This is a genomic window from Brevibacillus brevis (assembly GCF_031583145.1).
GTDB lineage: Bacteria > Bacillota > Bacilli > Brevibacillales > Brevibacillaceae > Brevibacillus > Brevibacillus brevis_E.
In genome coordinates, this window is record NZ_CP134050.1 from 5,250,849 (window position 1) to 5,270,551 (window position 19,703).

Sequence of the window (19,703 nt, forward strand, 5' to 3'; positions counted from 1 at the left end):
CTCGCTCTCCTATTTGACCGCCGGCAATATTTTCGCCATGTTGACGGTTCGTTTCTTTTCCCATGTTTCGGGCTTGCTTTCATCGTACTGCTCCAGGAAGGCGATGACTTCCTTGGTCAGCGGAGTCGGCGTGGATGCGCCCGAGGTGACAGCCGCCCGCTTTTTGCCTTTCAGCCATTCGAGGTCGAGCTCCGAGAGGTCCGCGATCCGATAGGAAGGCACATTTGCGATCTCCTCGGACACTTGGGCCAGGCGATTGGAGTTGTTGCTGCGCGGATCCCCTACGACGATGCACACATCCGCTTCCCCAGCCTGCTCGGCCACTGCTTCCTGGCGCACCTGCGTCGCCAGGCAAATCTCGTTGTGCACTTCCACTCGCGGGAAGCGTTTGACGATGGCATCCATGAGATGTTTGACATCCCACTGGCTCATCGTCGTCTGGTTGGTCACGATCAGCCGGTCGGTCGGCACCTGCAGCGCCTCGAGGTCTTCCAGCTTTTGCACCAGGTGTACATGGTCCGGCGCAATCCCGATCGCCCCCTCAGGCTCGGGGTGCCCCTTTTTGCCGATGTATAGGACATGGTAGCCGTCCGCCACTTTCTCGCGGATCAGTTCATGGGTTTTGGTCACGTCCGGGCATGTCGCGTCCACGACAGTCAGACCCTTGTCGCGGGCTTTTTTGCGCACCTCCGGCGACACTCCGTGAGCGGTGAAAATGACCGTCCCTTCGTTCACCTGATCCAGCAGGGCGAGCCGGTCTTCCCCATCCAATGTCTTGATGCCCTGTTGTTCAAACGCCTCGACGACATGGGCATTGTGCACAATCATACCCAAAATGTGAATCGGGCGAGGAAGATCAAAATTTTGCGCTGTCCGCAGTGCCAGCACCATGGCATCCACGACACCGTAACAATATCCGCGGGGGGAAATCTTGATGACTTCCATCTGTACCCCTCCTACTTATTCTAATGACGTCTCGCCCATTTATTATACCTTATTTGCCAGCGCTTCGCTTCTGTTCGTATACCTTCAAATTATTGTAAACCACCTTCAGCAAAGGCGTGGATACTCCCAGCTGCTCCGCGTGCTGGAGCAGGTACCCTTGCAGATGGTCTCCCTCGACCGGCAGGCCCTTTTCCATGTCTCGCAGCATGGACGACTTCATGGCAGCCCCCTGGTTCTGGAACATTTCCATCTGCTTCTCGACGATATCTTCGCGGATCGGGGCTTCCAGTGCGCGCATGACCTGGGCGCATTCCTCGGAGAGCTGGCGGGTCAGCTCCAGCCCGTAGTGCGAATCGCGGATCGGGCCGACCGCCGCGTTCATCAAGGTCGTAATCCCTGACAGCGTCGTAATGAACAAATATTTGTGCCATGCCTCTTTCTGAATGTTTTTGCTCGCACGCATCGAACCGTTGATGCCGGAGAATGCCTCCGCGATCCGCTCCACCCGCTCGCTGATCCCGCCTTCCCACTCGCCAAACACCGCTTCGTGCGTCGGACTGGTCTGCACTACATCTCCATCCGCGTTCAAGGTCGTCTCGATGAAGCACAGACCGCCCAGCACTCGCTCTTTGCCGAACCGCTCCCACAGCAGCTCCATGTGGGCGATCCCGTTCAACAGCGGAATGACCACGGTTTCTTCGCTTACATACGGCTCGATGTCTCGCACGCTGTCTGCCAGGTGGTACGCCTTGTTGGACAACAGGACCACATCGAACGGTCCGCTTTCCTCACCCGCACGAATCAGCTGCGGCCGCTCGATGACCAGATCTCCGTGCATGCTCTGGATCCTCAGGCCTCGCTGCGTCAATTGCGCATGCCTGCGCTCACGCACGAGAAACGTGACATCCACGCCCTTTTCCGCCAGCCTTCCTCCGAAATACCCACCGATTCCCCCTGCTCCCAAGACCAGTACCTTCATGCGCGTTCCCCTCCATATCAATGTTCCAAACAGTTTGTCTATATTCTACAAAATCGGAACCCTTTTCAACACCCTGCAATATTATGTTAGAAATTCTAACACAAAACGTCAGAAAACCTCTTGACGAACAAACCCTCCTGTCGATATAATTCGAAATAGAAAAACACAAGAAAAAACGAACTTTACCTTTTAATCGATAAAAATAATTCGTGAATGGAGTGTATTGCCTTGGATATGAAAACGGTCTTGTCCACCATTGACTCTGAAAAAGTCGAATACGTCGATTTCCGCATCGTCGACCTGCTCGGCCGCCAGCACCACGTCACGGTCCCTGCCTACGCAGTGGACGAAGGCACTTTCCGCAACGGTGTGGCTTTCGACGGCTCCAGCCTGACCGGCTACAAATCCATCGAAGAAAGCGACATGGTGGCCATGCCTGATCCGGCAACTGCCTTCATCGATCCTTTCGTGGAAGCGAAAACACTGAACATCGTCTGCAACATCGTAAACCCTGACTACACCACCTACGACCGCGACCCGCGCGGCATCGCCCTCAAGGCGGAAGCATACCTGCAGCAACTGGGCGTAGCGACTGCGGCTTACTTTGGTCCGGAATCCGAGTTCTTCCTGTTTGACAGCGTACGCTATGCATCCGGTCCATCCGGCTCCTTCTTCCACATCGATTCGGAGGAAGCGTTCTGGAACACCGGCAAAGAAGGGCAAAACCTCGGCTACAAAGTGCGCAACAAAGGCGGCTACTTCCCTGTACAGCCCACTGACACGCAGGCGGATATCCGCAACGAAATGTGCACCCTGATGACCCAAGCCGGTCTGAGCGTAGAGCGTCATCACCACGAGGTAGCGACTGCGGGACAAGGCGAGATCAACTTCCGCTTCGACACCCTGACTCGCACCGCCGACAACCTCCTGCTGTTCAAATACATCGTGCGCAACGTAGCGGCCAAGCACGGCAAAACCGCGACATTCATGCCAAAACCGATCGTAGGCGACAACGGCTCCGGCATGCACGTACACCAAAGCCTGTTCAACGGCGACACCCCGCTCTTCTACGAGCAAGGCGGATACGCCAACCTGAGCCAAACCGCTCTGTACTACATCGGCGGCATTTTGCACCACGCGCCGGCACTGATCGCGCTGACCAACCCGAGCACCAACTCGTTCAAACGTCTGGTCCCTGGCTACGAAGCGCCGGTCAATCTGGTGTTCTCCAAAGGGAACCGCTCTGCAGCCGTCCGCATCCCGGTAGCTGCCGTCACACCGAAAGCGTCCCGCATCGAGTTCCGTACGCCTGACTCCACCGCCAACCCTTACCTGGCTTTCGCTGCCATGCTCATGGCTGGACTGGACGGCATCAAGCGCAAACTCGACCCGCGCGAAATGGGCTTTGGTCCTCTGGACAAAAACATCTACGACCTGTCTGATGCCGAGAAGCACGAAATCAAGAGCGCTCCCGGCTCTCTCGAAGAAGCGCTGATCGCTCTCGAAGCCGATCACGACTTCCTGCTGGAAGGCGGCGTCTTCACCAAAGAACTGATCGAAAGCTGGATTTCCCTGAAGCGCGGCGAGATCCAACAAGTCGAGCGCACGGTGAATCCGAAAGAGTATGAGCTGTATTACGATCTGTAAGATAGATTCGAAGCCCTTCCCGTTCGGGAGGGGCTTGTTCTATTAAGAAAACCAACTTTTTCATGCGTCACTTTCGGTGCAAAGAAAGAACCCCACCAAAAGGCGAGGTTTTACTCAGAAGCTATCGGTAGCTCGAAAAACGATTCGATGTGCGTCTATATCACGTGCAGTTCAAACCTCACCGATTGGCTTCCTCCTTTCCCCTCATTGGCGGTCAATGTTACGGCCGAATCACCAAACGTCATTGCGTCAACCAAAAATCCTAGTATCCGTATATGTTTGGCCATTCCCATCAGTATTGCTCTCCTGACCAATCATTACCGGCCTAGAAGTGTGACTTTTTGTACGATGGCCATTGATAGGGTAACAAAAGGTATAAAGGAATTTCTCCTGACTAAGGCTAGAGATTGGGCCGTACTTTGAAGTCTTGTCGTTGGTTGACCATCGTTACCGCCTAATGAAAAGACCCTTAGGAGGATGCCCAAGGGTCGAGCCAAACTATTTAGTCGATGGAAAACAATTTAGTCAATGGCAAACACAGACGTTTTGGTAACGGACTTGTTTCCTGCTGCATCTACTGAGTACATAGCGAATGAGATTCTAAGACCACTTGGAACAAAAAAACTTGCGCTGCCGTCTCCTTGCGTATACATGCTGCTGTGTTCATATTTACTGCTTGTATCATCTGCGTCACCTTCTGGAGCGACTAAATAGTACAGCTCATAGTGATCCCAATCGGCATCTGTCGTCCCCACCCAGTTAAGTTTAATGCTTCCACCGAGAAAGGGCGTTGCAACTAAACTCGGTACAGCCTCTGGCGGTGTTGTATCAATCGGTTCGCTATTCTCGTTTTATCCCGTACTTGGGTTTATAACGAGCCTACACCGTGCGGGCGACTTTCATCGCACACGGCGTTCCGTCAACGGATAGAAGGACTCCTTTCCTCGAGATTCTTACAATGGGCATATGAATATTACTGCATAGAAGCACGACTCTCCTGCTCTTATGAAAATTAGCTATTATCGGCAGGTTCCCTCAGATCAACATATACCTTCAGGCGGTTCTGTGACTCGTTGTAGGATCTCCGGATGACTTTAATCGAGTCTATAGTAGAGGTCATTGTTGCTCCAGATCTATCCATTTTTGCTTGCAGGGCGGGTTTCACGCCTTTGTCACTACACAACGACCTCAGCCTATTGAGTTTGTTCTGAAAATGAAAAAAGAGCCCAAGCACTCTATATGAAGAGTTTCGGGCTCAACTTTCTTTCAATTTTTATCTAAATGTTCCTTGCTACGCTACACATCACTTACACTGTCTATAGCTCTGAGATTTGTGCAGTCGTTAAAGGTCTAAAAACTTTCTTGATAAACAGGTAGATACCAACCTTTTGCGATTACGACCAATTCACTGTGATGGTTTCAACCGCTGGAAGAACATGGCCGCTTGAAAGTGATGCACGAATTTTGATCGTTTGCGACCCCGTTCCCAAAGCGATTACGGTATTGGTATAGGATGAAGTAGTTCCGTTTGTCGTATGTTTCACTACATCGTTAACCAAAATTTCGAACTTTGCACCTGTGGGAGTTCCCATAACGTTGGCAAGTTTCCAGTTAACAGTTACAGTTCGAGTGGTTGCACTGGCAGGAACATTAACGGTAAAGTAAAATTCTTTACTACCCGTGGTGTTTAGTTCAGCGCTATACTTGCCAGAACCTACTGTCCATCCACCGACTTCTACGATAGTAAAGTTAAAGTTGGTATCTGTAAAATCTTCCGTGATGGATACCGGAGTTACACCTCCTCCGCTATTAGTGACATTTAGAATAAATGTCCCAGTTATCGAACTGTTGTAGCCATACACTCGCAAGAAATAGGTTGTTCCCGCCGACAGAAAGTAGGAAATTCTTGGTTGTGAATTTCCGTCACTGTCATCGTTATTAGTAATAACTTCACCACTGGAGTTGAGCAAATCCATCACTAGATCAATGGATGAATCAGTGTCGAAAGTAAATGTGCCAGATGTAGTTGGAACGTATTTGAAGTAGTCGGCACTACCAGCCATCAGGTTTCCTTGAGACGAAGATCCGGACAGAATGACTGGGTTTGTGAGCGACTCACCTGGAATACCACCACCGCCTGTCCATGCTCCTACAGTTACACCTTTTCCACTTACTGTAACTTCGTCTACATATATATGGCCCGTTCCTGTATAGGAAAATGCCACATTGTTAGTACCTTCTCCAAGCATGAACTCTTTGTATACCCAATCGGCATTTGCCGTCGCTGAATATTTTTCAACGCCATTAATAACTACTTTAAATGAATCGCCGGGATTCATAACTTGGAGATACCAAAAGGACAATTTAGCATTTGTGACTCCTGTCGGAACTGTAACTTTAAAAGTAGCTTGTGAAGTGCCGACATTTGTATAGCCGTAATTACCCTTATAAGCAACTAATGGAGCTATTTTCCATCCACTGTTGAACGGAATAGTAAATGAACTGTCCTCAAAATCTTCGACAATGTAGTTTCCTTGGTACACAGTATTCAGTGTAAAAGATCCGGTTTGCGTATTACTGAAACCTGATATTGCAATATAATATGTCTGTCCGGCTGTAAGATTTAGAGAAAGTTTTGGTTGAGAACTACCTGCTCCATCATCATCTTGACCCATCAAATTATAATTCGTATCAAAAACCTGCAAGTACAAGTCTAATGAACTTGAAGTGGTGATATCATAAAGTCCGCTTGACGCAGGAATGAATTTGACGTGCTGTATTGCTCCGTTGGTAATCGAGCCACTATAACTACTTCCGTTCAGTGTTGCAGAAGTGGAAGTTGTTTTGCCAATATAATTAGTTGGAGTGAACCAAGGGGATTTTACCATACCTTTACCGTACACAACATCATGGCCATCTTTACCTAATTCTTCAACATTCGTTTCAATCAAGTTACGAAGCTGGTCGACCGTATATTTTGGGTACATTTGTTTATACAGTGCAGCTAATCCAGCCACGTGCGGTGTTGCACAAGAAGTTCCATTAAATGAACCGTATACAGTACTTGGTGTTGTATAATCCGTACCGGATTGATTGGCGGAACTTGGTACTGTCGTCATAACTCCATCACCAGGAGCACAAACATCTATTTCGGGACCACGGCTAGTATAGTCAGCTGACACTCTGTTTTTCTTAACACACCCGACCGCAATAACAAAATCATAAGCTGCTGGATATGACACCTGATTATTACCGGTGCTTCTCCCATCATTACCTGCACCGCAAATAAATAATACTCCATCATTTTCGTAGGCATCTCGCATCGCTGTTTTCCTTGCTAGGCTGTCAAAAGTATTGCCAAAGCTACAATTGATGATCTTTACACCTTGATCAACAAGCCATTCGATACCCTTAATTTGCGCATCTACACTAATGTCCGTTGTGGTGCTACTATTATCGTCGGCTTTTACAGCGTATAGTAAGCACTCAGGGGCCACACCTACATATCCTTTCTCATTATTTCGAGCACCGATAATGCCGGCAACCATTGTACCATGGGGATTTTTGGATGCCTCTGCTGGAGTTGTCCCACCATGAACCGCAGTATATGCATTATAACGCCCAGCATACACCAGATCTTCATGGTTTGCCGCCCCTGTATCAATAAATCCGACTTTCACCCCTGCGCCAGTATAACCTCTAGAATGGAATCCCAAAATATCGGAAAGTGTGTGCGACCATTCACTAGGACTCTGTGCCATAAGAGGTTTGTCATAAATATTTTCTTCTACAGCTACGATATCCCCGTCATTTTCCAAGTCCTCAAGTAACTCATCATCAGCATCTTCAATAATGAATACACGTGGCAAACGTTTTAATTCGCTATTCAATTTTGGTTTTTTCAAATTACGTTTAACTGCGTGTTTGGCAATATGCTTCTCAAGCTTAGCTTTGTTTTTCAAATGGTCACGTTCTTTGAAAGTAATCAAGTGAATTTTTCTCACAAAAATCCTCTCCCTTTTTTGGTTTCTGTTCTTTCTCTTATCAACCCGGCCAACCATGATAGGACCAGTCATACCCCACAAATAGAAAAGCCACCTTGGCGCCCAGGTGGCTCGTTTCTCTATTCGCTTGCGTTCATTTTAACCGAATCTCGCATTTACGTTGGAAATGTTCCTGTACTGTAAACTAGTGTAACTATTTGTATTCTTTGTACCTTGGCAATTCCATCTGCAGTGACAGACTCCCCCTATTGATCATTGCCTTATCCACGGCTCGTTCTTCAGAATTCAGCCTCCACCTTAAAAATACACACATCCCTCCCCACCATCCGTCCGTTTCAAGCAGACGGGTTCCTGCATATTAATGCTATTGAATAAGGATACCCCTTATATCACAAAAGAGAAAAAGGAGGAGTAAAAGTGGCGATCATCAAGCCATTTATCACCTCGGCAAGGTTCAACTCGACCATTGGCTTAGGAACTGGAACGGGAGCAACCTTTGCCATCGCGGCAACGGCTTTCAATACGGATGCAGGCACTGCCGCAACAGCGTTTCCCAGCACGTTCGCGTATTACAATCTGTACGTGAACGGCGTCCTTCAACCAGGGAACACGTCCACGATTACAACCACAGCGATTACCATTCCGGATGGAGATGCGGAAAACGGCGGTACCCCGGTATGCGTCGAGTTTGTAATCAACTAAAAACGACAGGCTTTTACCCCAGTACCGCAAACTACTGGGGTTCTAAATGTCCTGATCGATGTGTGCGAAGAAAGGTGATCGTATGGGCCGTGAATTTTCGCGAGGAAGTCAGGTCAATCGGGGGTATATCCGGATCAACACCTATCAGCTAATGCCTCCGAGTGGCTGTCCCGATATTTTCCCGGTACAGCCATGCCCACCATGTCCCCCGTGCCCCTGCACGCCAGGCGTTTTACGTACGGAGGTTTATCAGTACACGGCTTTTTCTGATGGAGTTCGCAATGTCTACACAAACAGCGACGCCGATGCCGCCTTCAGCACTTCTGCCATCCTCTCTCCGAGTGACTATTCGCTTGTGAATTTGTTTATCAACGGGATTTTGCAGCCACCCCATCTATACGCGGTGCAAGCGGGGGTACTCATTCTCAGTGAAGCGCCGACACAGGGAGTCCCTTTGATTCTGCAATTCATCAAAATTTTCACTTCCTAACATGCGGCTCGCAATGTAAAATCATTCCATATAGTACATTGGGATACGTTGTTATCTTGGCCCCTCCACCCCTTTGGCTTTCCCCCAATCATGAGCTGGGCTGCTATATCCCGGCAAAATCCGGGTTATGAAGTGGGGTGTGAAGTAGGGTACGAGGGAACCCAGGACTTTGTCCCGATACGGCAATCCGTGTTCCATTCAAGAAGGAAAGCGATGAAAATCAGCGATGGATATCCGCTAGCCGGCCGGTGCGGTCTCCGACAGGAAGGTGAAAAGGGCTTTCACGAACAAGCAAAAGCCCCGGTTACAGTCGATTGTTTCGAACAAGCCCTCCTCCCTGGAAGGAATCGTGAAATTGCCGCAGCCTCCGCTTATTTCACCCTGGTCCTTGCCGGGAAGCTTTTTCAAGAAAATGTAAATACAGTCGTTTTAGAATCCGATGCCAATTTACCTAGCAAATATTGAGAGGTGCCTTGATGAAAAAATCGTTCTTCCCTTGGTCTTGGTTCACTTTTATAGCACTCATCGCTTCAGGCTGCTCTCCGACAACGCCCACCGACTCCATCGGTTCGGCACCTGTACACCACCCCCATGCAAAGAGCGAAGAACCATCTGAACCGTTCGAACTGTCCTTCCTCATCGATACAAAAACAATCACCATTCCTGTTGAAAAAATTGCCCCGGTAAAACAATACCTCGATCAACGTGACCCCCAGGAGCGAATGAACGAGTTTAGCCGTATACAAACGGAGACATTCTCGTCACCATCTGGCGTCGTTTACGGCGACATCCGGTATAGTTGCGGTGTGAAGCAGTGCGACCATACTCTGGTTCAGATGAAAAACGATTCCTTCCAAACCCTCCCCTTGCATTCCGGAAGTATCTGGATGAGGCATGCGTTCTCCCCAAATGAGAAGAACCTTGCTATCTTGCTCGGAAGAAACGAAGGCACGGAAGTGCTCCGAAATAGCCTGCTGATCATTGACGCCGATTCATTCCGGCTCGCGGAAATTCAAAACGCCGACGAGCTCGCAAGTCAGCTAACAGCTCCCGAGTTTTTGTTTCCGATTGTTTCGATGAGCTGGGAAAATGACAGGACACTAAAGGCAACGATTCCTGATACAGAGGATGTTTCGTTTGATGCCTTACAGGAATGGAAGCAGGGTGAACACAAAACAAAAGAGGTTTACCTACAAATGAAATAGTATAAAAAAGAGGCGTTCCGGCAGGCAGAAAGCTTTTCTGCAGCATGGCCGAAACACCTCAGAGATCACTGACGAAGGGATGATTTGCACAGCATGTAAGCGTCAACTGCAGCATACTACATAGTCAGCCTGATCTCTCTCATTTAGCCAAAGGGATCCGTCCTTCTCCACCTTTACGTCCAAACCGTTCTTTTTCAGTTCTTCTACATACTCAGGAGGAGCCGTTTCTGACAGCTTGTAGTATTTCTCTTCCTGGCCCAGAAGAAAAAAAGCGATAAGCCCAAGCAGTAAAAAAAACGAAGCAGTGACGAACCGTTTTTTCATAGTGGAAGCCCTCTCTGGGAATGAAAGTACGATTTTGAATTGCGGGAAGGGAAGTGCTGGACGAGGGGCGAATGACCGACTTGCCCCTCTTTTGACACCGTCTCAAGTACTATGATTCTTGTCGTCCCTTGCAGGTTTCCACGATCTCAGCCAGCTTTTGATTCCGCTCTCGGTCGAGCTGCAGCTTTTTCTTCATGAAGCTGAGTGCACTCCACAAGAAATAGACGACAAACGCGTAAAACAAGAGCGCCGGAAGCAACACGAACAGCTGCACGATCATCGTGCCCCATTCCAAAGACACAGCACCGAAATCCAACACATTGTACAACCCCTTCTCCCCAAAAAAAGATGCTCTCGCGGAAAATCCGACTGGTAATATATGCCTGTTCCGTTTTTGATTTTATCATAAACCGCCTGTTTGTTCACTGCGATATGCAACCATCGTGTAACGGGCTACCCGACCATCATGTGTTCCGGGAGAACAAAGGGGACCTTTTACTTGAACAACCGGCGGAAATAAGGGCTCCCCAATGCCAAACGCCGGCTGTTCACCATTTCACAGAGATCCCGCTAATATTGCCTCGATCGAGGCTGCCGATATTTACGGTGACATCCGGTTTCCCCTGCTGCTTCAGCACGTACCCGCCCCAATCTTTGCCGCCGTACGCCTTGTACCCCGAGATATCCAGCCCAAATATGCTTTGGACAAGCGGGTTTGCCACTGCTACGACTTCCTGGATCGACTTGATTTGATAGTCGGTTCCATAGCCGACATGATAGACTTTGCCCGATCTCGCTCCCACTTGTGCGGAATAACGTTCTTGCTTATTGGTAAGCTCCCAGATATCTTCTTTCTTATCATCCGATTTTCTTGCTTCGGTAAAAGAGGCACTCTTGCCATTGGATAGGATCGTGAACGCCTGTTGGGCGGCGGACATCACTTTTTGATCCACATCCTCCGGCTTGTACTGGATACGGAAATCGGTGATTTTGTTCGTTTTCAGGTCAACCCTGACGAACTGCAGATTGCCTGACTCCCCACTTCCTTTCTCATAGGACAACGTTGTTCCTTCGTCATCCTGAAAGAGATGGACGTCATCAAAATGGGCGTCCTGTTTTGCTTCCAGAAAGGCGGCCCGCGCCGTCTCCGTATACTTCCGGTACCGATCCGGGAGCTCGCTGCTCGCTACAATCGCCGAGACAGTGTTGACCTCCGTCGTATCCGGTTTAAATGTAACGATAGCCTCGCGATTCTTTGTTCGCACAATGAAATATTCGGTCGCTTTCTCGGTCTCCTCAAAATGAAATTCCTTGGTGATCCCCGTCGCTTTGATGGCCTTTTGCGCAGCCGCTTCATACGTCGGGTCTACAAAAGAAGCACTTCCTGATGTTTCGGCCGGCAGGGCGAATGGTTTCATCCAAAATAAGGCGAGGATCACGGCACAAGTGACAAGCCCATTGGCCATCCAGCCAAAATACTTTCTCTTTTTATGTTGATTGCGCATTTTGCGTCGCTCCTCCCGAATGCTCGCTAAAATCTTTTCGTTTTTCTCCCTGGCAAGAACCTGTTCCGGGAAATCATGCAATTCGTCCCAGATCATTTGCTCATCTTGTGACGGCATTCGTCATCTCCTCCGTTACTGAAGCATGGCTTCGGTTTTGAACAGCTTTCATGGCCCTGTGCATGGTCAGGTGCACCTTGGCTTCACTCCATCCCAATACCTCCGCGGTCTCCTTGCTGGATAAGCCCTTGATCCCGCGCAAGATCAGCACGTCTCGATACGATCGTTTCAACTGATGGATGATTTCATAGAGAATGCGTTTGTTCTCACTGAGCTCCAGTGACTCTTCCGGGGTCTTGTCGTGCGATACGAGATGCTGCAAGAAAAGCTCCGGCAACCAGCTTCGCAGTTTTCTTCTGCGCCCTTCATCGATGGCGACATTTCTCGCAATGGCAAAGAGCCACGTTTTGGGATTCTCAACCTCGACCTGCTGAGGAGCCTTCAGGGCCCGAATAAACGTCTCTTGGACAAGGTCTTCTATATCCTTGCGTCCTGTGTAGTAGACCAGAAAACGATATACATCGTTGCTGTATGCCCGAAACCATTGTTCGATGCGCACACCATTGTCATCCAATCGTTTTCCACCTCCTTTTTCCACTGTAAAGACGGATTGGTCTTGGCCATCTTTCACTTTATCGGAAATTTTTCTGATTCAGCCTCTGACTCCGGTCCGTTTGCCCAAGCTTGCCCTGCTTTTTCGGCAAAGAAAAACGGCGCCAAAGTTCACCCAGCATGGGGTGATACTTCGGCGCCCTTCGTCTTATGGTATCGATTAAAACTTGAATTTCTGCACAAAAGCCCGCATCTCGTCCGCCATCTTGGACAGCGAGCTCGATAAACTGCTTACCTCTTCCATGGAAGCGAGCTGCTCTTCCGCAGCCGACGCGATGTTTTGCGAATTGGCCGAGGATTGCATCGCGATGGAGGACACATCCTCCATGCTTGCCGATACTTCCTGCATGCTGGCAGATATTTGCTGGGACACGCTGGCCAAGTCCTCGACTTGTCGCGAAACGTCCGTCGTCAGCTCGAGAATGTCAGCAAACCTGCGCTCTGTTTCGTTCGCGACGACAATACCGGAGTCCACTTCCGCCTTTACTTTTTCCATCGTCGAAATGGTTTGCTGCATGTCCTGTTGAATTTCTCCGATCAAGACGGAAATCTGCTGAGAGGACTGACTCGACTGATCCGCCAATTTCCTGACTTCTTCGGCCACCACGGCAAATCCGCGTCCGTGCTCGCCTGCCCGCGCCGCTTCGATCGCCGCATTCAAGGCAAGCAGGTTCGTTTGGGCGGAGATGTCCGAAATGACGTTGAGCATCAATTCAATCTGCTGCGTCCGATTCTCCAGCAATTTGATGACCGAATCAAAATCATTGACGGTGTCTTTGATCGAGTTCATTTGATGGACGGTTTTTTGCACCGCTTCACCGCCAAGCCCAGCCGTTTCCCTGGTATGCTCCGACGAATCCGAAATCGCAGAGGAGCCTTCGGCAATGCGCTGCATGCCAATCGAAATCTCCTCCAGGGATGTGGATGCCTTTTGCAGGGAAACTTGCTGGTTGTCCGCACCTTTGGCCGACTCCTGTACGTCTACCGCAATTTGCTCGGATGCTTTGCTGGTTTGTTCGGCGCTCGCCGACAATTCATTGGAGGAAATTGCTACCCGACTGGCCGAATCATGGACGTCCTTGATGAGCTGCCGCATGCTTTGGATCATTCGATTAAAGTCGGCGGCCAATATGCCAATTTCATCCTTGGAGCGAATATTCACTTCCTCAATGGTAAAGTCACCCTCGGCTACATGGTTGAGCTTGTCCGCAACCAGCAGGATCGGCCTTGTAAAGCGCTTGGAGTAGACGGTCGCAAAAACAGCACCGGCCACCACGGCTGCAGAGGCGATGATAATCACCAAGGTCATGACCTGATCCGCCCCGCTGTTAAACTCCGAAAGATACGCCCCGGCCCCGACCGTCCAGCCCCAATGCGAGTCCGTTTCCACGTAGCTGACTTTCGTCTCGATGGCGTCCGACTTGGCTACCTTCCATTTGTACTGCAAAAATCCTCCGTTTTTTCCGACCGCGACGATGTCGTGTCCCAGCATGATCCCGTCCTCGGTCTTTACATCGGTCAGGTCTGTTCCCTCGTTTGACGGATTCATGACAGACACCATATTCTGATTGACCGCCCACAAATATCCCGTTTTTCCTACTGTGTATTCCTGTTTGATCGGACGCTTGCCGTCTGGGCCTTTCTCTCCCAGCAATTCATTGCGCATTTTGTCTTGCGCTTCATCCAGCGTCATATTTCCCGCTTCCACTTGTTCATTCAGCATATCGATCATGGCGATTGCGATTTTGACATGTTCTTTCAATCGTTCTTTTCCTGCTTCGTCCAGCTTGCTCTTGGCCACTTCGAAGGATCCGATGCCGATCACGAGAGTAGGGATAAGCACGACAAGAAGACAAGAGATGATGAGCTTCGTACGCAGTGACTGTACTTGAAATTTCATAGTTGTGCCCCTTTCTGGAGATTTTTTATTCCTTTTCCCCATTAAAGTCGCTTTCGAAACATTTTGGAGCACATCTTTTACATTTCGGATTTGGTAGATCGGCTGCTTATCCCTCTATTCTCCCCCGGATTCTGCCGATATGTAGGTAACGACTCGACAAAAAGGAGAATCACATGGCCTATCTGGTTGGACTGCTCTTTTGGCTGGGAGTGATCGCCTACAGTATCTACCGCTGGCATACCGTTTCCCCGAACAGCTTTATGTATCCATTGGGGTACTTATGGGCTGTAAGCATCGGTGTCTTCGGCACGCTTGTCACGTTGCTCTACTTTTTCCTTGTTCTTTGGTACCAAGAAAAATTCACATACATGTTCATCGTGCTTGGCATTTTGACAGCGGCTTTGCTCTACCTCCAGCATACCGGTCTGCTATTCATCCTGATTTAGGAGTGTTGGATGAAAAATAATTAAAACAGCCCTAACCCAAACGACTGGAGGGAAGCTCGAACCATGCCGCTTCCCTCTCCGGATGACTGGAAGCCGTATCGACAGTTCCTGCAGGGTCAAAGCGAACGAATAGAAGCATCCTCTTGGAAGTAAAAGGGTTCGCCAAAGAAGAAAACTGCCTGTTGACTGAAAAACCCGCCCTTCACTGGAGGGGCGGGTTCTGCTGTGCCATGTATTTGCTACACTCTCTGGCGTGATCTGATTTCCTCTCGTGCCTTGTCATTCATTCGCGCCGGGCTCCATCTCGGCTCCCAGACGAGGGAGACGTCCACTTCCTTGACACCGGATATAGCTCCCACCGCCTCCTTCACGTTCTTGACGATGTCATCGGCCAGCGGGCACTCGGGAATGGTAAGCGTCATTTCTATTCTCGCCCGCCCGTTTTCATCGACCTTCACCTCGTAGACGAGCCCCAAATCTACAATATTCACTCCGACTTCAGGGTCGTCCACTTCTTCCAAAGCAGACCAGATCGCATCTTCCGTAGTCACGATTAACACCTCGTTTATCCCTCTGCGAGACAAGGGAGAAATGATTCACACGTTCCTACTTTGGTCGTCCGTCGATGATTTTATCCACACAGCGTTGTCCGCTTGCCTATGCGACTAGCTCTGAAACGCCATCGGAAACTGCCGGATGATCCCCATCGTCATCGCGTCCGCCATGCCGAGCGCTTGCGGTTCGATCAGGTCGTTCGCCAGGACGTTTTGGGCGTAGTTCCCTTCGATGCGCGTCATCACTTTGCTGGTGAGCAGCCGCAAGTGCTCGAACAGCATGTTGCGCCATTCCGCGGTGGACCAATACGGATTGATTTTGCCCAGAAAGACCGCAATGTCATTCGCATTCGCATACCACCGCTTTTGCACTTCTTCGGCAGCTGCGGAATCGCCTTTGTGCAGTGTGGTGACCCACTCTGTCGCGAGGGTCAGATGGCCCCGAAACAGATCGGCAAACTTGTCCGCTACGACCGGCGGATAGTGAACATCGAGCACGGCTGCAAAATCGGCGGGATTCCGAAACAGTCGGGCAATCGTCTCCTTCTGTTCGGGAAGGTCGTCGACGATACTGTTCACCGTCAAACTCGTCCAGAAGATATGCTGCTCCCACAATGACCGCAGCTTTCGATTCAGCTCGACCTTCGACGGCGTCCACCCCGCGGTTGATACTTGTCTGACGCCGTAGCCGTAATAATTCGGGAAGTAATTGTGCATGCTGTCTTTCTCCCTTACCCATTTTCCAACAGTATACAGGCGAATGGCCTTCGAGGTGCCTATCCCTACCTGGACTTCAGGCTTCAGACGTGACGGCCAGGGACTTGCTTTGGCAAATGATAGTGCGTCTGTCCCCACATAAAGAAGCGGCAGACATACCAATAATACGAGGGGTGATCAACAAAAGGAGTGATAACGAATGCAGCTGGGGATTCACGAAGCCTGCGAACTGAATGAACTCTTGATGAGCTGTACGAACTCGATCCAATCCATGGCCCTTTTCATCAATCAGGCCCAGGATCCGGAATTGCGGGACATGATTCTCCGCCATTTCTCCGTTCACGTGCAGGATTACAATATGAAAGTGGAATTTGCCACACAGCCAAACGGCTCCCACGACCAATTGAATGTCCCTCCCTTGCAGCAAGCAGGCACTGTCGCCATGGCAGCCGCACCGCAGCCGATTACACCGCAAGTCAAGCTCAGCCAGCTGGACGACCGGGCTATCGCCACTTCTTATTTGCTGACCCTGAAGCGGGCAGGCAGAGATTACGCCTGGGGGACCTTCGAATGTACGGTTCCGTCGCTGCGTTCTTTCCTGGAGGACGCTTTTCGCATGTGTTCCCACCAAGCCTACGAAGTGTGGTCCTACATGGTTCGTAAGGGCTGGTACCCGGCGATTGCCGCTCCGATGGAGGCCATGCACGCCATGGGTCAAGTCTATCAGAAGGTGCAGGCTCATGAGCCGATGGCCGTGTACAGCTGATCGGTTAGGAAAAAAAGCCAATCGTTTCCCGCTGGGGAGGATTGGCTTTTTTCATACAGATCGGAATAAGGGCAACCGAAAGGCATGGCGTAGCCAGGTTTCTCATGCTGCCAGGCGAGCCGCTATTTGCGCGGCGAAACATCCCACGTCTCCTGCAAAAACTGAACGATCCGGTCCACCGACCGCTGTACGAGCAGCTCTCCTTTTTCGCGCGTCGCCATGGTCGGGTATCCGATCGTACCTAGCTGCGATTTGGTTGCATACCGCGCGTATTTGATCACGTCCGGAAACCGGTCTTTTTGCTTCGGCACTTCGTCCACGAAACGGGTCTGATCCACGAGCTCCGGATGCAAGTACAGCATGACGGACGTACCGGCTTCCCCGGCATGGCCATGGGCCACCTCACCTGACTCTACCACCCCCTCATCCTGCGCTTTGATAAACCGCCAGCAGTCGATCTGGGCCAAGCGAATCTCCGGGTGCTCCCGCCACATGTGCGATACGTGGTTGATCATCGCGACGTTGCCTGCATGGCCGTTGATAAACAACACCTTTTTGAACCCCCATTTCACGAGGCTGTCCACGACGTCTTTCAGGTAGTTCGCAAAGCTGTCCGGACGAATCGTGATCGTCCCCGGAAAATTGTCAAGCGCCGATGAATCCCCGACCTCCACTGTCGGCCCGATGATGGCGTTCACCCGCTCGGCGACCCGCTCCGCCAGCTTCGTCGCGACGAGCATGTCCGAGCCCATTGGCAAGTGCGGGCCATACACCTCGCAGGCTCCTGATGGAATCAGGACCAGGTCCGTCTGTTTTTTGCGCTCCGCAAATGTCGTCCAGCTCATCTCCTGCATACGGTTCGTATCGATCATTCAACTCTCCTCCTTGCGAAGCTCGGTTCGCGTCTACTCGTACAAGTGGCAGGCGATGTAGCGGCCGTCCCGCAGCTTGAATTCGGGCTTGACCGTCTTGCAGATGTCCATACAGTCCGTGCAGCGCGGATGAAACGTGCAGCCGGCAGGGGGATTGGACGGACTGGGCACATCGCCGCGCAGGACAATCCGCTCTTTTTTGAGCAGGGGATTGGGAGTGGGCACCGCTGACAACAAAGCTTTGGTGTACGGATGCTTCGGGGCTTCGAACAGCTCGTGCTTATCCGCCAGCTCTACGATCCGCCCCAGGTACATGACGCCGATCCGGTTGCTGATGTGCTTCACGACACTGAGATCGTGCGCGATGAACAAATAGGTCAAATCGAATTGCTCCTGCAAGTCCTGCAACAAATTGATCACCTGAGACTGGATGGACACGTCCAGTGCAGATACCGGCTCGTCGGCGACGATCAGCTTGGGGTTCAGTGCCAGCGCCCGGGCGATGCCGATCCGCTGGCGCTGGCCGCCGCTGAATTCGTGGCCGTATCGCTTGGCGTGATAGCTGCTCAGGCCCACGACATTCAACAGCTCATCAATTCGCCGCTCTTTTTCCTTCCCTTGGGCGATACGGTGGATTTCCAGCGGCTCGGCGATGATATCTCCCACCGTCAGGCGAGGATCAAGGGAAGCGTACGGATCCTGGAAGACCATCTGCATGTCTTTGCGGATTTTCCGCAGCTCGCTTGCGCTCATCCCGACCAAATTCCTTCCCTCGTACTTCACTTCCCCTGCGGTCGGCTCCAGCAAGCGCAAAATGACTCTACCCGTCGTGGACTTGCCGCAGCCACTCTCGCCCACGAGCCCAAGCGTCTCTCCTTTGTAAATGGAGAAGTCCAGACCGTCCACCGCTTTGACATACCCTGCGGTTCGGCTGAACATCCCCCTCTTGATCGGGAAATACTTCTTCAAGCTGGTCACTTCAATGAGCGGACGATTCATGCGCGCTCCTCCCCTCGTCGGACGTGTGGAGCCAGCAGCGGCTGAGGTGTCCCCTCTCGATTCGCTCCAAGGGCGGGGGCTGGATGCGGCACAAATCCATCGCCTTGTCGCAGCGGGGAGCAAAGCTGCACCCCTCGCGCACGGTTCCCTGGGCAGGTACGCTGCCTTTGATCGAATACAGCCGTTTCTCCTGCGAATCCAGCGTCGGCATCGACTTCATCAAGCCTTGGGTATACGGGTGCTGCGGATTCGTAAAAAGAGTGACGACATCGCTCTCTTCCACCACTTTTCCGTCGTACATCACCACCACGCGGTCGCACATCTCCGCCACCACGCCCAGATCGTGCGTAATCAGGAGGATCGCCGTTCCCTTCTTCTCTTTCAGCTCACGCATCAAGTCCAGAATTTGCGCCTGAATGGTCACGTCCAGTGCCGTCGTCGGCTCATCGGCGATCAACAGCTTGGGATCGCACGCCATCGCCATGGCGATCATCACCCGCTGCCGCATCCCGCCCGACAAGCGATGGGGATATTCATCCACGATTTGCTCCGCTCGCGGAATGCCCACCAGCCTCAGCATTTCCACGGCTCGCTCTCTTGCCTGTGCCTTGGTGTACTTCATGTGGATGCGGACGACTTCCCCGATTTGATCGCCAATCGTGAAGACAGGGTTCAGGGACGTCATCGGCTCCTGAAAAATTATCGCCATCTGATTGCCCCGAATCTCCCGCATCCGTTCCTCCGGCAGCGCCAGAATGTCTTTTCCGTCAAACGTGATCGAGCCATCCACCACCTTGCCGGGCGTCAGCCGCATCGCCGATAAGGAGGTCACACTTTTGCCGGAGCCGGACTCCCCGACGATCCCTACCGTTTCTCCTTCCCGAATCCGGATATCCACGCCGTCGACCGCCGCGATGACCCCTTCGTCCGTAAAAAAATACGTCTTCAGTCCTTTGATCTCGAGCAAATACCGCTCCAT

The 19,703-nt window shown here is 51.1% G+C and carries 19 protein-coding genes; 7 read left to right on the forward strand and 12 right to left on the reverse strand.

Translation table 11 applies throughout. From position 1 onward, the window contains the following. Positions 1–9: 9 nt before the first annotated feature. Positions 10–945, reverse strand: coding sequence for a 4-hydroxy-3-methylbut-2-enyl diphosphate reductase (locus RGB73_RS26035; protein WP_310766020.1), 936 nt, complete (start codon positions 943–945; stop codon positions 10–12). Positions 946–994: 49 nt separating this feature from the next. Continuing rightward, complete coding sequence (gene panE, locus RGB73_RS26040; protein WP_310766022.1) at positions 995–1,924, reverse strand: 2-dehydropantoate 2-reductase; 930 nt, start codon at positions 1,922–1,924, stop codon at positions 995–997. Between the two features lie 228 nt (positions 1,925–2,152). Here panE and glnA point away from each other — a divergent pair, with 228 nt between their 5' ends. Further along, positions 2,153–3,571 carry a type I glutamate--ammonia ligase gene (glnA, locus tag RGB73_RS26045; RefSeq protein ID WP_310766025.1) on the forward strand — a complete coding sequence of 473 codons (1,419 nt, stop codon included), beginning with the start codon at positions 2,153–2,155 and terminating at the stop codon, positions 3,569–3,571. 1,394 nt (positions 3,572–4,965) lie between these two features. Here glnA and RGB73_RS26050 read toward each other — a convergent pair. Then, entirely contained in the window at positions 4,966–7,575 is a 2,610-nt protein-coding gene (locus RGB73_RS26050; RefSeq protein ID WP_310766027.1) for a S8 family serine peptidase, read from the reverse strand. A 417-nt stretch (positions 7,576–7,992) separates the two neighbouring features. Between RGB73_RS26050 and RGB73_RS26055 the strand changes: the two genes are divergently transcribed. The 4 genes from RGB73_RS26055 (at position 7,993) to RGB73_RS26070 (ending at position 9,972) form a co-directional block, all read left to right on the forward strand. Next, positions 7,993–8,277: a DUF4183 domain-containing protein gene (locus tag RGB73_RS26055; RefSeq protein WP_310766029.1), complete on the forward strand. Its 285-nt coding sequence runs from the start codon at positions 7,993–7,995 to the stop codon at positions 8,275–8,277. Positions 8,278–8,428: 151 nt separating this feature from the next. Beyond that, on the forward strand, positions 8,429–8,767 hold the full coding sequence (locus RGB73_RS26060) for a DUF4183 domain-containing protein (RefSeq protein WP_310774555.1): 339 nt from the start codon (positions 8,429–8,431) through the stop codon (positions 8,765–8,767). Between the two features lie 213 nt (positions 8,768–8,980). After that, positions 8,981–9,232, forward strand: coding sequence for a hypothetical protein (locus RGB73_RS26065; protein WP_310766031.1), 252 nt, complete (start codon positions 8,981–8,983; stop codon positions 9,230–9,232). An 11-nt stretch (positions 9,233–9,243) separates the two neighbouring features. Then, positions 9,244–9,972 carry a hypothetical protein gene (locus RGB73_RS26070; RefSeq protein ID WP_310766033.1) on the forward strand — a complete coding sequence of 243 codons (729 nt, stop codon included), beginning with the start codon at positions 9,244–9,246 and terminating at the stop codon, positions 9,970–9,972. 433 nt (positions 9,973–10,405) lie between these two features. On the opposite strand, the gene RGB73_RS26075 is transcribed toward RGB73_RS26070, so the two are convergent. The 4 genes from RGB73_RS26075 to RGB73_RS26090 all read right to left on the reverse strand — a co-directional run bounded on the left by RGB73_RS26075 (position 10,406) and on the right by RGB73_RS26090 (position 14,370). Then, entirely contained in the window at positions 10,406–10,615 is a 210-nt protein-coding gene (locus tag RGB73_RS26075; RefSeq protein ID WP_310766034.1) for a hypothetical protein, read from the reverse strand. Between the two features lie 229 nt (positions 10,616–10,844). Beyond that, the gene (locus RGB73_RS26080; protein WP_310766036.1) at positions 10,845–11,918 is read right to left on the reverse strand and encodes a hypothetical protein; all 1,074 of its coding nucleotides are present in this window, start codon (positions 11,916–11,918) and stop codon (positions 10,845–10,847) included. Next, a complete protein-coding gene (locus RGB73_RS26085) occupies positions 11,902–12,432 on the reverse strand; it encodes an RNA polymerase sigma factor (protein WP_310766037.1) in 531 nt (176 codons plus the stop codon). The genes RGB73_RS26080 and RGB73_RS26085 overlap by 17 nt, the downstream gene beginning before the upstream one ends. Before the next feature lie 198 nt (positions 12,433–12,630). Beyond that, on the reverse strand, positions 12,631–14,370 hold the full coding sequence (locus RGB73_RS26090) for a methyl-accepting chemotaxis protein (protein ID WP_310766039.1): 1,740 nt from the start codon (positions 14,368–14,370) through the stop codon (positions 12,631–12,633). A 173-nt stretch (positions 14,371–14,543) separates the two neighbouring features. Here RGB73_RS26090 and RGB73_RS26095 point away from each other — a divergent pair, with 173 nt between their 5' ends. Next, entirely contained in the window at positions 14,544–14,816 is a 273-nt protein-coding gene (locus RGB73_RS26095; protein ID WP_310766041.1) for a hypothetical protein, read from the forward strand. A 239-nt stretch (positions 14,817–15,055) separates the two neighbouring features. Here the strand turns inward: RGB73_RS26095 and RGB73_RS26100 are convergent, their stop codons facing one another. Both RGB73_RS26100 and RGB73_RS26105 read right to left on the reverse strand, forming a co-directional pair. Next, positions 15,056–15,367 carry a metal-sulfur cluster assembly factor gene (locus RGB73_RS26100; protein WP_310766043.1) on the reverse strand — a complete coding sequence of 104 codons (312 nt, stop codon included), beginning with the start codon at positions 15,365–15,367 and terminating at the stop codon, positions 15,056–15,058. Between the two features lie 114 nt (positions 15,368–15,481). Continuing rightward, entirely contained in the window at positions 15,482–16,087 is a 606-nt protein-coding gene (locus RGB73_RS26105) for an acetylglutamate kinase (protein WP_310766045.1), read from the reverse strand. A 199-nt stretch (positions 16,088–16,286) separates the two neighbouring features. Here RGB73_RS26105 and RGB73_RS26110 point away from each other — a divergent pair, with 199 nt between their 5' ends. Beyond that, positions 16,287–16,853, forward strand: a complete 567-nt coding sequence (locus tag RGB73_RS26110; RefSeq protein WP_310766047.1) for a spore coat protein — start codon at positions 16,287–16,289, stop codon at positions 16,851–16,853. Between the two features lie 122 nt (positions 16,854–16,975). On the opposite strand, the gene RGB73_RS26115 is transcribed toward RGB73_RS26110, so the two are convergent. The 3 genes from RGB73_RS26115 to RGB73_RS26125 are packed head-to-tail and all read right to left on the reverse strand — an operon-like array spanning position 16,976 to position 19,703. Further along, positions 16,976–17,725 carry a creatininase family protein gene (locus tag RGB73_RS26115; protein ID WP_310766049.1) on the reverse strand — a complete coding sequence of 250 codons (750 nt, stop codon included), beginning with the start codon at positions 17,723–17,725 and terminating at the stop codon, positions 16,976–16,978. Between the two features lie 33 nt (positions 17,726–17,758). Next, on the reverse strand, positions 17,759–18,724 hold the full coding sequence (locus RGB73_RS26120; protein ID WP_310766051.1) for an ABC transporter ATP-binding protein: 966 nt from the start codon (positions 18,722–18,724) through the stop codon (positions 17,759–17,761). Then, a complete protein-coding gene (locus RGB73_RS26125; protein WP_310766052.1) occupies positions 18,705–19,703 on the reverse strand; it encodes an ABC transporter ATP-binding protein in 999 nt (332 codons plus the stop codon). Before RGB73_RS26125 ends, RGB73_RS26120 begins: the two co-directional genes overlap by 20 nt.

What these genes read in the sequence shown, in the direction of transcription:
- RGB73_RS26035 (WP_310766020.1), bottom strand. Translation starts at nt 945, where the DNA reads ATGGAAGTCATCAAGATTTCCCCCCGCGGATATTGTTACGGTGTCGTG.
- panE (WP_310766022.1), bottom strand. Translation starts at nt 1,924, where the DNA reads ATGAAGGTACTGGTCTTGGGAGCAGGGGGAATCGGTGGGTATTTCGGA.
- RGB73_RS26060 (WP_310774555.1), top strand. Translation starts at nt 8,429, where the DNA reads ATGCCTCCGAGTGGCTGTCCCGATATTTTCCCGGTACAGCCATGCCCA.
- RGB73_RS26065 (WP_310766031.1), top strand. Translation starts at nt 8,981, where the DNA reads ATGAAAATCAGCGATGGATATCCGCTAGCCGGCCGGTGCGGTCTCCGA.
- RGB73_RS26070 (WP_310766033.1), top strand. Translation starts at nt 9,244, where the DNA reads ATGAAAAAATCGTTCTTCCCTTGGTCTTGGTTCACTTTTATAGCACTC.
- RGB73_RS26080 (WP_310766036.1), bottom strand. Translation starts at nt 11,918, where the DNA reads ATGCCGTCACAAGATGAGCAAATGATCTGGGACGAATTGCATGATTTC.
- RGB73_RS26090 (WP_310766039.1), bottom strand. Translation starts at nt 14,370, where the DNA reads ATGAAATTTCAAGTACAGTCACTGCGTACGAAGCTCATCATCTCTTGT.
- RGB73_RS26095 (WP_310766041.1), top strand. Translation starts at nt 14,544, where the DNA reads ATGGCCTATCTGGTTGGACTGCTCTTTTGGCTGGGAGTGATCGCCTAC.
- RGB73_RS26105 (WP_310766045.1), bottom strand. Translation starts at nt 16,087, where the DNA reads ATGCACAATTACTTCCCGAATTATTACGGCTACGGCGTCAGACAAGTA.
- RGB73_RS26110 (WP_310766047.1), top strand. Translation starts at nt 16,287, where the DNA reads ATGCAGCTGGGGATTCACGAAGCCTGCGAACTGAATGAACTCTTGATG.
- RGB73_RS26115 (WP_310766049.1), bottom strand. Translation starts at nt 17,725, where the DNA reads ATGATCGATACGAACCGTATGCAGGAGATGAGCTGGACGACATTTGCG.
- RGB73_RS26120 (WP_310766051.1), bottom strand. Translation starts at nt 18,724, where the DNA reads ATGAATCGTCCGCTCATTGAAGTGACCAGCTTGAAGAAGTATTTCCCG.
- RGB73_RS26125 (WP_310766052.1), bottom strand. Translation starts at nt 19,703, where the DNA reads ATGGAGCGGTATTTGCTCGAGATCAAAGGACTGAAGACGTATTTTTTT.